Annotated in this window: 9 protein-coding genes and 1 pseudogene; 7 read left to right on the top strand and 3 right to left on the bottom strand. The window is 45.4% G+C overall.

From position 1 onward, the window contains the following. Positions 1-684 precede the first annotated feature (684 nt). Genes B5D55_RS11115 through B5D55_RS11130 form a run of 4 tightly spaced genes read left to right on the top strand, consistent with a single transcriptional unit; the run spans position 685 to position 5150 of the window. Positions 685-2205 carry a phosphohexomutase domain-containing protein gene (locus B5D55_RS11115; protein ID WP_078934081.1) on the top strand — a complete coding sequence of 507 codons (1521 nt, stop codon included), beginning with the start codon at positions 685-687 and terminating at the stop codon, positions 2203-2205. 23 nt (positions 2206-2228) lie between these two features. After that, on the top strand, positions 2229-3083 hold the full coding sequence (locus B5D55_RS11120; RefSeq protein WP_078934082.1) for an undecaprenyl-diphosphate phosphatase: 855 nt from the start codon (positions 2229-2231) through the stop codon (positions 3081-3083). A 16-nt stretch (positions 3084-3099) separates the two neighbouring features. Then, positions 3100-3654: a hypothetical protein gene (locus tag B5D55_RS11125; RefSeq protein WP_078934083.1), complete on the top strand. Its 555-nt coding sequence runs from the start codon at positions 3100-3102 to the stop codon at positions 3652-3654. A gap of 20 nt (positions 3655-3674) precedes the next feature. Further along, on the top strand, positions 3675-5150 hold the full coding sequence (locus B5D55_RS11130) for an NAD(P)H-hydrate dehydratase (RefSeq protein ID WP_078934084.1): 1476 nt from the start codon (positions 3675-3677) through the stop codon (positions 5148-5150). Between the two features lie 283 nt (positions 5151-5433). On the opposite strand, the gene B5D55_RS11135 is transcribed toward B5D55_RS11130, so the two are convergent. From B5D55_RS11135 to B5D55_RS11145, 3 genes are read right to left on the bottom strand one after another with little or no spacing between them, the layout of a single operon-like run. Then, entirely contained in the window at positions 5434-7239 is a 1806-nt protein-coding gene (locus tag B5D55_RS11135; RefSeq protein ID WP_078934085.1) for a RelA/SpoT family protein, read from the bottom strand. Between the two features lie 26 nt (positions 7240-7265). Beyond that, complete coding sequence (locus tag B5D55_RS11140; protein ID WP_078934086.1) at positions 7266-7892, bottom strand: hypothetical protein; 627 nt, start codon at positions 7890-7892, stop codon at positions 7266-7268. 41 nt (positions 7893-7933) lie between these two features. Continuing rightward, positions 7934-8515: a DUF308 domain-containing protein gene (locus B5D55_RS11145; RefSeq protein WP_078934087.1), complete on the bottom strand. Its 582-nt coding sequence runs from the start codon at positions 8513-8515 to the stop codon at positions 7934-7936. Between the two features lie 170 nt (positions 8516-8685). Between B5D55_RS11145 and B5D55_RS11150 the strand changes: the two genes are divergently transcribed. The 3 genes and pseudogenes from B5D55_RS11150 to B5D55_RS11165 all read left to right on the top strand — a co-directional run. Beyond that, a complete protein-coding gene (locus B5D55_RS11150; protein WP_078934088.1) occupies positions 8686-9990 on the top strand; it encodes an SH3 domain-containing protein in 1305 nt (434 codons plus the stop codon). A gap of 5 nt (positions 9991-9995) precedes the next feature. Next, a complete protein-coding gene (locus B5D55_RS11155; RefSeq protein ID WP_078934089.1) occupies positions 9996-11966 on the top strand; it encodes an ABC-F family ATP-binding cassette domain-containing protein in 1971 nt (656 codons plus the stop codon). 658 nt (positions 11967-12624) lie between these two features. Continuing rightward, a pseudogene (locus B5D55_RS11165) lies at positions 12625-12879 on the top strand (glycogen-binding domain-containing protein); the annotation flags it as partial.

Consider the following 12879-nt stretch of genomic DNA (forward strand, 5'->3'; position numbering starts at 1 on the left):
GCACTTCCCGTCAAATTGCCGTAAGTCATTGACTTACGGACAATTAGCTGCATTCAAGGTTAACACTGAAAAATCCTCAATAGGATTTATTCAGTGTTTCCCTAGGTTTTCAGACATAACCTTGCAGAAAATGAAGTTGTCTGAAAGTGAAGCTTCGTTCCATTTTTTGAGAAGCTCCGGCGGATAGTATTCGTTCATACACGGCTCCTGTTCTTCACACGCTCCTGTGTGTTTTGTCCGGGGATTTTTCTCCCTACATATAAATCGAATTTGTCTTTCATTTTGGGCAAAAAAGTGCGGGGAAATTTGAAAAAAAGTGATTTTTTTTTCAAGGGCGTCCGTGGGTTTTTCCTGAGAAATGCTTTAATCCGGCAGTCTTTTTTAGCCCCCTTCCGAAGAAATATGTTTTAAGAAAATCTTAAAGACTTGTCGGGTCTTAAAAAAAACTGTGTCCGGTAACACAGGATAAAAATCTCTGGCTGCAGGGACTTTTATCAGATTGAAGTTTGCGCTGCAAACTTTTTACAGGAGGATTTCAATATGGAAAAGAGAAGGTTTAGGGTATTGCTTTGCCTGTTCTTAGGTTTGGCAGTAATGTTCGCAGGGTGTTCGTCGTGGGGCTTCACACCAATCAATTCTGCCCTTTCTGCTGACTAATTTGCCGGAACAGTATATAATTATACTATGACTGAACAGGATTTATTGAAATTACAGAACGGAAGCGATATTCGCGGAATCGCTTTGGACGGTGTTGAGGGAGAACGCATAAACCTTACGGAGGAAGCCTGCCTTAAAATCGGCGGAGCATTTGCGCAGTGGTTAAGCCGGAAAACAAAAAAATCGGCTCAAAATCTGACAGTCGGAATCGGGCGCGATTCGCGTGTTTCCGGACCTGCGCTTGAAAATGCGCTTGTAAAAGGACTTTCTGCAAACGGAGTTCGTGTTGTCCGCTGCGGAATGGCAACTACACCTGCAATGTTTATGTCAATTGTTTTTGAGAAGACTCATTTTGACGGTTCGGTGATGATTACCGCAAGTCATCTTCCATTCAACAGGAACGGAGTAAAATTTTTTGATGCAGACGGTGGACTTGAGCATAAAGACATTACGGAAATTCTTGAACTTGCCGCCGCGCAGGGTGCTGAAAAAAATAATTCCGTTAGTATTTCTGACTGTCAGGAGTTCAATCTTATCGACGTATATGCTGCCCATCTTCGGAATGCAATCTGCACCGGCTTGAATGCGGCTGAAAGTGAAAAGCCGCTTTCCGGTCTTAAAATAGTTGTAGACAGCGGAAATGGTGCATCTGGATTTTTCGTAGACAAAATTCTTCAGCCGCTCGGCGCGGATACTTCAGGAAGTCAGTTCCTTGAACCGGACGGAATGTTTCCTAATCACATACCGAACCCGGAAAACAAGGCCGCAATGCAGGCAATTCAGAATGCTACGGTACGCAACAATGCAGACCTCGGACTGATTTTTGACACTGACGTTGACCGTATGAGCGCCGTTCTTTCCAACGGCGAGGAAGTAAACCGCGATGCCATAATTGCGCTTGTTGCGGCAATTCTTGCACCTGACTGTCCGGGAAGCACGATTGTTACCGACAGCGTTACTTCCGACAGGCTCACGTATTTTCTAGAAGACGTACTGCATTTAAAACACCTTCGCTATATGCGCGGCTACAAGAATGTAATTAACAAACAGAAAGAACTGAATGCGGCGGGAACGGTGTGTCCGCTTGCAATGGAAACGAGCGGTCACGGCGCTTTGAAAGAAAATTATTTTCTTGATGACGGCGCGTATCTTGCAGTAAAAATGATTGTTGCGCTGGCTCAGGCAAAAAAAAGCGGAAAGTCGCTTGAAAGCCTTATCGAAAAACTGCCGCCGCTCGTTGAAGAGGGTGAATACCGCTTTAAAATTGCGGCATCTGATTTTAAGGAATACGGCGCGCAGGTTCTTGCAGAATTCAAATCCCGCGCAGAAAAAGAAGGCATTGTTATGCCGCAGAACTTTGAGGGCGTGCGTCTTTCTTTCAAAGGAGAAGATGTGCGCGGCTGGATTTTGCTCAGGATGAGCCTTCACGACCCGGTAATGCCGATGAACATCGAAGGCGAACGTCCCGGTGATTTGGAAAAACTGGTACAAATTGCGCAGAAACTTTTGCGCGGTTTTGAGCAGCTTGATACAAGCTGCCTGAAATAAACTGAAACAAAGGAATAACGATTATGACAGTCATTCAGGGAATTTTACTTGGAATTTTACAGGGAATTGCAGAATTCCTGCCAATTTCTTCAAGCGGACATCTTGCCGTCATGCAAAAACTGTTCAGCCTTGAAGAAGTGCCTCTTCTTTTTGATATTATGCTTCATCTTGCAACGCTTCTTGCCGTCGTACTGTACTTCAGGAAAAAAATATGGACTCTCCTGTGCGTATTCGGGCGGCTTATTGCACGACGTCCTGCACCAGAAGCCGTAAATGAAGAAGATTTACTGTGCGGAACTGAATCACGCGGAAGAATGACAATCCTTGCCGTAATCATTACGACATTTGTAACAGGTGCTATCGGCGTTTTCACAAGCAAACTTATTCCTGATATGCCGGTAAAAATAACGTGTGCAGGCTTTATCGTTACGGCAATTCTGCTTGTTTTTTCTTCTATTATAGAGCGCAGAAATAGCAGTGCCGTAAAAAAATCCGCAGAAAAAAATGACGGAATTAAATGGTACCAGGCGATTGTAATCGGCGTTATGCAGGGATTCGGAACTCTTCCTGGAATAAGCCGTTCCGGTTCAACAATTGCCGGAAGTCAGCTTTGCGGAGTAAACCGCGCTGCGGCCGGAGAATATTCGTTCATCGTTTCAATTCCTGCCATTCTGGGCGCGTTCCTTCTTGAACTCAAGGATTTTGCCGAAGTCGGTTCTACTGTTGGTGCTGCTCCCGTAATCGCAGGCTGTGCTGCAGCTTTCGCCTGGGGCTACATTTCGCTTGCCGTCCTGATGAAAATCATCCGCAAAGGTAAACTTGAATGGTTTGCCTGCTATCTTATTCCAGCCGGAATTCTAGGAATTCTCTTCCTATAAAGAAGGTGGTATCAATATGAAAAAACTTATTTTTACGATAATAATTCTTATTTCACTTTCTGCTTTCGTTACTGCACAGAACTCTTCTAATGCAGAATCAGCAGAAAATTCCTGGAAAGAAATCGGTCAGCAGGGAATGAAGGCTCTGAAAGAAACCGGTAAATTTTTCAAGGACGCAGGAATTGAAATCGGTTCTACAGTAAAAGAAAGCGTAAAAAGCGCAGTCGCCTCTGAAAAATGCTACGGTGAGTGGGTTTATAAAGGAAAAAGCACAAAAACGGTGATTTCCTGCAATTCAGACGGAACAATGCTCATCGAACAGAAAACCGGACTTGAAACGCTGTATTGGAAAGGCGTATACACTGTCGCCCTGAACACAATCACTTTTTCCGTCAAGGAAAGCGGAACGAAAACTATTTTTTCCTCAAAATCAGAGCAGATTGACGAAAAGTGGCATCTTCTGTACACGGTTCAGGAAGATGAAGTTTCTATGAAAATAATTTCTTCACAAATTCCTGCCGACAAGGACGGAACAAAATTTTCAAAAGGAATTATTTTTACAAAAAAATAAATATTCCGCAGGAATACAGAATGGAAGCCGTTTATATTGATTCTTCCCTTCCGGAAAAAGAAACTAAAATCCGCTGCCACTTCGGCGAATGCATTATGATGGAAAATGCCGCCGCCGCGCTTGAAAAAGCCGTTCTCGGCTGTGGCGCGGAATGTTCCGTGTTTGTACTGTGCGGCGGAGGAAATAACGGCGGCGACGGGCTTGCACTTGCCCGGCGCATCTACGGAAAATGCAGGGTTTCCGTTTTTCTTGCAGAAGCGCCACGCACGGAAGAAGCGCGAATTCAGTATGAAATGACAAAGGCGGCAGGAGTTCCGTTTGTACAAAACGATGAGCCGCTTGAATGTTACACTGTTTTTGTAGACTGTCTTTTTGGAACTGGCTTTCACGGCAAACTTTCGGAAGATTATGCGGCGCTTATTTTAAGGGTGAATGAAGCGGACGGCGTAAAAATAGCCTGCGACATTCCGAGCGGCATAGACAAAAACGGCTGTATTGAAACGAAAGACGCAGGAGGTTCGCCGGTTGCGTTTCGTGCAGACAAAACGGTTACTATGGGCGCTTTGAAAACTGCTTTGTTCAGCGACGAAGCAAAAGATTTTACGGGAACGATTGAAAAAGCAGGCTTAGGTGTAAGCGATTTTGTTTTTGAAAAAAACACGGAGCCGGATGCCCACATAATAGAAAAAAGTGACATACAACTTCCGCACCGTAAGAAAAAATCGGCACACAAAGGAATGTTCGGGCATACGGCGGTTGTTATTGGAGAAAAGCCGGGAGCGGCAATTCTTGCAGGAACGGCGGCACTTCGCTTTGGTACAGGACTCGTAACGTGCATTACGGACAGTTCCGAAAAAGGCGACGGCGTTTCTTTTTTAATGCCGCCTGAACTTATGACAGGAAATTCTTTTCCCGAAAAAACGACGTCCGTTCTTTTAGGAAGCGGGCTTGGTACAGACAAAAACAGCATCGTTTCAAAAACAGTTTCGTTCATCTATGATATGGAAAAACCGTCCGCCGTTTTTGATGCAGATTTCTTTTCATACCCGGAAGCCCCTTCGGTTCTAAAAAAACTGAATGACAGAAAAAACGCGCAGATAATAATCACGCCGCATCCGAAAGAATTATGTATGCTCATAAATTCCTGCCTTTCGGAAAAATACGAAGTTTCATTTACAGTAAGCCACCGTTTTGAACTTTCACGCCAGTGGAGCAAGGCGTTTCCGAATATCGTACTTGTTGCAAAAGGCGCAAATACCTATATTTTTAAAGGCGGCAAGGCATTTATATGCAGCTGCGGAACAAATGCGCTTGCAAAAGCCGGAAGCGGCGACGTTCTTGCCGGACTGTGCGCCTCGCTTCTTGCGCAAGGGTACGATGCACTTGAAGCCGCCAAAACAGCCGTATACGCTCACGCCAGTTCATCCACCACCTTCACCCCCGACTACGCCCTAACCCCTCTTCTCCTGATAGACCGCATAGAAACCTCTCTGTAAACTCAGTTTTGTCAAAGATAAAACTGAACGCGCAACTGAAATCCGCTAGCGGTATACGACAATCTAGTGTTGCGCCTCCAAAAAACACAAAACTTCCACACAATACGTAAACTCAGTTTTGTCAAAGACAAAACTGAACGCGCAACTGAAATCCGCTAGCGGTATACGACAATCTAGTGTTGCGCCTCCAAAAAACACAAAACTTCCACACAATACGTAAACTCAGTTTTGCCAAAGACAAAACTGAACGCGCAACTGAAATCCGCTAACGGTATACGACAATCTAGTGTTGCGCCTCCCACTGCACATCAATCCTGCGCTTTTCTATATCCTGTATACGCTGGAAAGTTATGCAGTCCGCCTTGTGAATCGTAATTCCGCGCGTCCGGGAAACGTAGCCTGAAATCGGATCAGGGTATTTTGGATTACAACACTGCGCAAACGTAATTAGAAAATTTGTCGTGTTCCCTATTTTTATTTTTCCCGTCCCGCCTTGAGCCTGCGGAACAAACCCCGAACCTTTCTTATGACCGCGCTTTTCTCCCTGTATCAAGTGAGATGCTGCGGCATGACTTGAATTTTCAGTCTCTATTTTTTCAAGAGATGCCTTGTCTATAAAATTCGGATCATTTGCAGAAAGCCATGCGTGGATTTTCTGCCGCGCCTTCGCCGTTTTTACCGCCTTCAGCTGCGATTCCGTAGGATGAGCGTTCGGATTTGTAAGAATTTCTATAATCCATGTATTCTGCAGTTCCTGTGTAAGCGGAATTATTTTTCCGTTCGCCTTTGCCCCTACAATCTTTTCACCCACAGCGGAATGAATGGAATATGCAAAGTCGATTGCGTTTGCTCCGACAGGAAGTTTTTTCACCTCACCTTTAGGCGTGAACACCAGAATTTCGTCTTTCAGAAGCTCGTTTTTGTAACTTTGGAAAAATCCTTCGTCCGTCATCTGGCTGTTCTTCATTTCGTGAAGCTGGTTAAAAATATCAAGATTTTTTATGTCGACGGAATCGTGGTTCATTCCCTTTTTGTAAAGCCAGTGAGAAGCAACGCCGTGTTCCGCAATTTCGTGCATTTTCTGCGTACGAATTTGAATTTCAAGCGGTCTGTCCTCGCACATAACGGTCGTATGCAGGGACTGATAGCCGTTCGACTTAGGCATTGCGATATAGTCCTTGAACCTGCCTTCAAGAGGCTTCCACAGACCGTGAACAATTCCGATGAGGGTGTAGCAGTCGTTTTTATGCTGGCAGATAATGCGCAGGGCAAGCAAGTCAAACAGTTCGCCCGGCTCTTTATTTCGCTTGCGCATTTTCTGATAGATTGAATAAAAATGCTTTGCCCGGCTTGTAATGGAAACGCTGATTCCGGCTTTATCCGCCTCCGCCTGTATGGTAGAAACGGCTTTCTGCAGGTAGGAAGCGCGTTCGTCCTTTTTCTGGGCGATAACGGCTTTTATCTGCTGGAATGCGTCCGGGTTAGTGTATTTCAGGCTTAAATCTTCAAATTCATTTTTTTCCGTCTGCATACCAAGACGGTCGGCAAGAGGCGCCCAGATGTCTATAATTTCGGAAGCAAGAACGCGCTGTTCTTTAGGCTCAAGCGATTTTATATTCCTGATACGGTCAAGACGGTCAGCAATCTTTACAAAAATGACGCGCACGTCGTCTGCCATAGCAAAAAGCATTTTCCGGATTGCATCCGCCTGATGAAGAGTTTTTGAATTTACAGAAAGATGACTGAATTTCGCAGTTCCGGCGATAATCCTGCTTACAGGTTCACCGAATTCCGCCGCAATTTCTGCGTCAGTTATGCCAAGTTTTCCTGCACAGTGCAGAATTCCGGCACATACGCAGTCTTCGTCAAATTCGCCGTCTGCAAGAATGTACGCAATCCGAAGGCAATGCAGATAATACGGACTTCCGCAGGCGCGTTTTCTGTCACCGCATTTTTCACACAGAAAATACCACGCTTTTTTTATTTTCTGCTGTGCCTGTGGAACATAAAACGAATTCTTCTGCAGGAATTCTTCAATCAGCGCATCCTTGTCATATATATCTGATGTAAAAAAAACGTCTTTGCTCACCGCAATTTCCCCCTTGCGGTACGTTCTTACGAACGCTTGCCGATAATCAGCTGCGAATAAGGCAGCTCCTCAATCCACCGGCAGAATGTGTGCCATTCGTCAAGCCTGTGGTCTTTTCTCGTAAAATAAATATTCTGCAGAACCTGATAATTAAGCTGGACAGTCGCCTTCTGGTTAAGGCTTGCCGGCAGAAGCTGAATCATCTGCCACCAGTCGTCCTTGTTCTTTCCGCAGTTATTAAAACGATCTCGCGCCCTGTTCATAACGGAAATCAGCGTATCAAGAGCCGCAAGCGACTCTTCGTCAAGATGTTCACAGCTGAAGTCGGCGCGCTCAAATTCTTTCGCCTGCACTTTGTGCATTGTAGAACAGCTGTTACGCACCGTTCCTACTTTGTACGTGTCCATTTCTGCCCACCAGTAACGCGGAGCAGTAATGTCAAGGGTAACGTTTATGTAGCGGAGAAATTTTGCATGGCTCGGACCGCTCCTGCTCAATCTGTCCATAAGCTCAATGTCCGCAGAACCTACTTCGTATTTGCCGGAGTCCGCATTGTAACGGCTGTCGCTTTTATCCCAACTGTTAAATGAATTTCTCATTCCCCTGATTGCAGCTTCCCATCCAAACACTTCAACTTTATCAATTTGTATCATCAGAATTCCTTACACTACGATTTTAGAACAACCCGCTCCGGCTATTCGTTTGATTTTTCTATTGTGCCGGAAATATCATCCACGACTTCTACAGGTTCCTGCACGAGCGGACGCGTTCTCCAAAGGAAGAACAGGTATGAAAGTCCGCATAAAAGAACGATAATTCCTACAACCCGAACGAACACAATGCCGCTCTTTGCTCCAATAATGAACATAACGATTGCCGCGCAGATTGAAATGATGCTTTCAATGATAAACTGCCTTCGGTCAACGCCTGTTTCGCGGAGCTTGCCGGTTGCATACATCTGAAGAAGCGCACCGATTATAAGGTATACGGCAAGGACGAACAGCATAATGTTCCACATTGCCTGTGCGAATTTCAGCGGCAGGAAGAACGCCAGAAGTCCGATTACGATACTGAGCATTCCGCGGCATATAACGGTATACTGAAACGACGAATCAGGAATCAGCTTTCGCGTATACATCAGGCTGTAAATTCCGTTGGCAACTGCCTCAATTCCAAGCAGAATGACAATCGCCTGAACGCACTGGCGCGGAATAATGAGCAACAGTAAACCGATTAAAGAAAGAAGAAAACCTATAAACAGACTGCTTTTTTTCATATCCTACCTCTCATATATTCTATTATACACATTTTTTATATGAGAGACCACAGTTTTTCCGAAAATATTACGGCTTCATACGCAGGGAAAACAGTCCTCCTGTGAGTTTATCCGTAAACATCTTCTGCAAATAATGACTTTATTGTGCAAAACTGATACTATAAACTGCTATGAAAAAACTTTTTTTTGTTTCCATTATATGTCTTACAGCAGCACTGTTTGCCTCCTGTTCAAAAATTATGGGACACAGCGTACTGCTTTGGAATTTACCGGACTATGAAATGCAGGACGGCGACATCGTTCCTGTCTATATAAAATCAAACATTTCGCACGTATACGTCATCGGAACGGCAAACGGAAAGATGGAAGTCCCGTTATGGCAGCTTACAGAACCAGTATCAAAGCGGAAGGCAGCAAAACAAGCGCAGAAGTTCAGCGGCTACACCCACGTCTATGCGTCTGTTGCACTTGACGGACTTCCAATCCGCGCAGAACCGGTGAATACGGCAAAACAGGTTTACCGCCTTCGCAAGGACGAAACGATAAAAGTCCTGTACAAAGGTCAGGGACAAGCTGTAATGGCAGGAAAAAAGCCTCTTGAAGGCGACTGGCTGAACGTACTTACGTCCGACGGAACGCGCGGATGGTGTTTTTCCTACAACCTGCGTCTTTTTGAAACAGACAGGCTTGGTCAGAAAATTACAAACGGCGCAGAAACGTCCGAAGAAGAAAATACGTCATCTGAAATCGACACGCTGCTTGAAGGCGTATGGTATCCGGATTCCTATAAAGCAATGATTGACTCCGGACGAATAGACACGGACAAGCTTATTCCGTCATACAATTTCCATCTTGACGCGGAAACAAAAAAACTTTCGTTTACAATGCCGAAAATCCGTGAAGAATGGGAATATACAGGTGCAGTCCAGACAAGCGCAAATCAATATAACCTGAATGACATTCCGGTAGTCGTAACAGTTCGCCGCTCGAATTTCATCGTAGTCCGTTATACAGGAGAAAGCGGAAAGCCGGAGGATTTCAATCTTGTTGCAATTTCAGAAAACATAGACGAACTTGTACAGGCAGAACGTGAACGGCGTGAAAAGGAACTGGAGCAGATTACAATGTTCGCACCATATTTCCAAAGTAAAAGCTACGGACAGCTAAGGCTTAATACGGATCATTCATTTGTGTGGAGCAACAACAGACTTCTTGTGCCGGCAGTAATTTCTTCCAGTGCGCGGAACACGGGAACTGTAAGGATAAAATACTTTTTAAGCAAATCGCTTTCTGCTTCTTACGACGGCGTCCTTACGTTCAAGTTTGACGGAATGGAAAAAGAAGTCAATTTCCTGTACAAAATGGAAAGCAGCGGACTTCGCTTTGAAGATGCAACAGGCGCAGTCATAAAAAATAATATTCTTATGGAACGCGCGCTCAGCCCGCTCGTTCTTTTCTTCAGCAAAGGTGAATAGTAGGAATGGCTTTCGTTCAATTTTCACAAGTATCATTAGCATTCGGCGACCGGGACATACTGAAAAACGTTTCGGTCAATTTACAGACGGGAACAAAAGCCGCGCTCACAGGTGCAAACGGTGCCGGAAAGTCAACGCTCATAAAAGTTATGGCAGGACTTGTTCAGCCGGATTCAGGAAACAGAATCTGCCAGAAGGACGCCCGCATAGCCTATCTTCCGCAGTCAGGCCTTACGCACCACGGCTGTACGCTGCGCGAAGAAGCAGACAAGGCATTTCAGTTTGGCTACGATATTCAGAAAGAAATTGACGGAATCGGCGATATGCTTAAGGCTGGAAACGGAAATACGCAGTCACTTCTTGAACGGCAGGCCGGTCTGATTGCACAGCTTGAAGAGTCCGGCTGGCACAGGCGCGAAGCACAGGCAGAAAGCGTACTTATCGGTCTGGGATTTTCTCAGGAAGACCTTTCGCGGCAAACAGAAGAATTTTCCGGCGGATGGCAGATGAGGATTGCACTTGCAAAAGCCCTTATGCAGAACCCGGACATTCTGCTTCTTGACGAACCTACAAACTATCTTGACATTGAAGCGCGCGGCTGGCTTGAAAAATTCCTTGCAAATTACAAAGGCGCATTTCTACTTGTAAGCCACGACCGTTATTTTCTTGACGTTACCATAAACGAAGTTTACGAACTTTTTAACGGTGACCTTAAGCGCTATCCGGGAAACTTTACGCATTATGAAAAAGTGCGCGAAGTAGAACTGAAAACGCTCATCGACGCATACGAACAGCAGCAACAGGAAATTGCACGGCTTCAGGAATTCATAAACCGTTTCGGCTACAAGGCAACGAAAGCGGCACAGGCACAGGAACGGCAGAAGCAGCTTGATAAAATCCTTGAGAACAAAATAGAAATTCCTGAATCACTTAAAAAAATTCATTTCAGTTTTCCGCCAGCACCACATGCAGGAAAGCTTGTACTGCGCCTGAACGGAATTACAAAATCATACGACGGAAAACGCAGCGTTCTTGACGGGCTTGACCTTACGCTTGAAAACGGCGAACGGCTTGTAGTTGCAGGACGTAACGGAGCCGGAAAATCGACGCTGCTTCGCATAATCGCCGGCGAAGACAGTTCTTTTAGCGGCGAGATTATTCCTGGTGCCGGCGTGAGAATCGGCTATTTCAGTCAGGATAACGCGGAAACAATAAAAGGCAGCGAGACGATTATTGATTACGTAGAGGCGCGTGCGCCTACTGAACTTATACCGAAAATCCGCGATATGCTCGGTGCATTCCTGTTCCGTGGTGATGACGTTTTTAAAACGCTCGACGTTTTAAGTGGCGGAGAAAAAAGCAGGATTGCGCTTCTTCTGCTGCTCCTGAGCGCGAACAATCTTCTTGTCCTTGACGAGCCGACAAACCATCTTGATATGCATTCAAAAGACGTTCTGATGAATGCGCTTAAAGATTTTGGCGGAACGGTTATCTTTGTAAGTCACGACCGAGGATTTATAGAAGGACTTGCAACGCGCGTACTTGAACTTACTCCCGGAAGACACCGCATTTTCCCCGGAGATTACGTATATTATCAGGAGCGGCTTGAAGCGGAAGCAAACGGTACTGTAGGTGAACCGGCATTCGGGGCGGCGAATACAGCCCTTAAAACGGAACAACCTTCAAAAACGGCAGAAGCCGCTAACAGCGGAAAAAGCGCGGCACAGCTAAGCCGTGAGGAAAACAAGCGCATTCAGGCGGAACGGCGCAAGGCTGAACGCGAAGTGCAGCGCATTGAAGCAGAAATAGAAGCCGCAGAGACAGAAAAATCTGCCCTTGAAGCAAAACTTTCCAATCCTGACGTTTATTCCAACGGAGCAAAAGCAAAACAGGTCCAAAGCGAAATTGACGCCGTTTCAAAAAAACTTGACGGCTTGAATTCCGATTGGGAAACCGCAATGGAAAAACTAGGATAACACCGTCAAAAAAAGGATCTTTACAGTATAATCATCCTGCAGCTTATAGCCACAAAGTAATCAACAACCTCGCCCCAAGCGTTGAAGTTCCACCACTCCGCACAAATCATAATAAAATGAGTGCGACACTACGTCTTACATTTTCAGGGGCGAAACCGAATTCGAAAACCGGCTTTTCCGCGGCCCGCTCACGCTCGGTCTTTGCGCCAAAACATATTCTGCCCCATTCATCCTGCATTTTCAGGAACAAGCCTTTTTTTCCCGAAATACACTGAACTTCCCGCGCAAATCCTGCCTCCGGCACCGCTCCAATCCGGCGCCGGCGCATCGGTAAAAGTATAGGACACCTCGAAAAACCCGTCTTCATTTTTTTTCGAGGTCTCAGCGAGTTCTAAGTCGCTATAATATCGCAACTTAGAACATCGTATTTTCAAAGTTACCTCTAAAAACTGAAGTTTTTAGAGGTTCCCCACAAACACTTTCCTCCCTTGTTCAACAGTCCCCAAAAAACAAATCATATTCCCTGCAGAAAAATTGCATATTTTTGTTTTTTTTTCAAAAAATTCCTTCTACTGATGATAAGGCCCATTCTGTCTACGAAAACCCCGGGACGTTTGTACGCGCGATTTCTATCTATTTATTAATTTGGAGGAATTTGATGAAAAAATTATTCGCTTTCATCTCCCTTTTCCTGTTGCTCAGCATCGGCAGTGCCTTTGCTGACGTAACTGTGAAAAAACTTGCCGACGGCAACGTAGAGGTTACCTTCTTCTACGGAAACCCTCGCGCTACGGAAGTTCTCCTTGCAGGAGACTTCAACAACTGGCAGAACGGTGCCGAAGCAATGACAAAGACCGACAAGGGCTTTACTATTACAAAGACTTTCAAGGCAACGGACGAACTTCGCTACAAG

Origin of the sequence: Treponema porcinum, from assembly GCF_900167145.1 — a bacterium.
Lineage (GTDB): Bacteria > Spirochaetota > Spirochaetia > Treponematales > Treponemataceae > Treponema_D > Treponema_D porcinum.

Bases quoted from the DNA above. Each gene is read 5' to 3' on its own strand.
- B5D55_RS11115 (WP_078934081.1), top strand. From the start codon at position 685: ATGACTGAACAGGATTTATTGAAATTACAGAACGGAAGCGATATTCGC.
- B5D55_RS11120 (WP_078934082.1), top strand. From the start codon at position 2,229: ATGACAGTCATTCAGGGAATTTTACTTGGAATTTTACAGGGAATTGCA.
- B5D55_RS11125 (WP_078934083.1), top strand. From the start codon at position 3,100: ATGAAAAAACTTATTTTTACGATAATAATTCTTATTTCACTTTCTGCT.
- B5D55_RS11130 (WP_078934084.1), top strand. From the start codon at position 3,675: ATGGAAGCCGTTTATATTGATTCTTCCCTTCCGGAAAAAGAAACTAAA.
- B5D55_RS11140 (WP_078934086.1), bottom strand. From the start codon at position 7,892: ATGATACAAATTGATAAAGTTGAAGTGTTTGGATGGGAAGCTGCAATC.
- B5D55_RS11145 (WP_078934087.1), bottom strand. From the start codon at position 8,515: ATGAAAAAAAGCAGTCTGTTTATAGGTTTTCTTCTTTCTTTAATCGGT.
- B5D55_RS11150 (WP_078934088.1), top strand. From the start codon at position 8,686: ATGAAAAAACTTTTTTTTGTTTCCATTATATGTCTTACAGCAGCACTG.
- B5D55_RS11155 (WP_078934089.1), top strand. From the start codon at position 9,996: ATGGCTTTCGTTCAATTTTCACAAGTATCATTAGCATTCGGCGACCGG.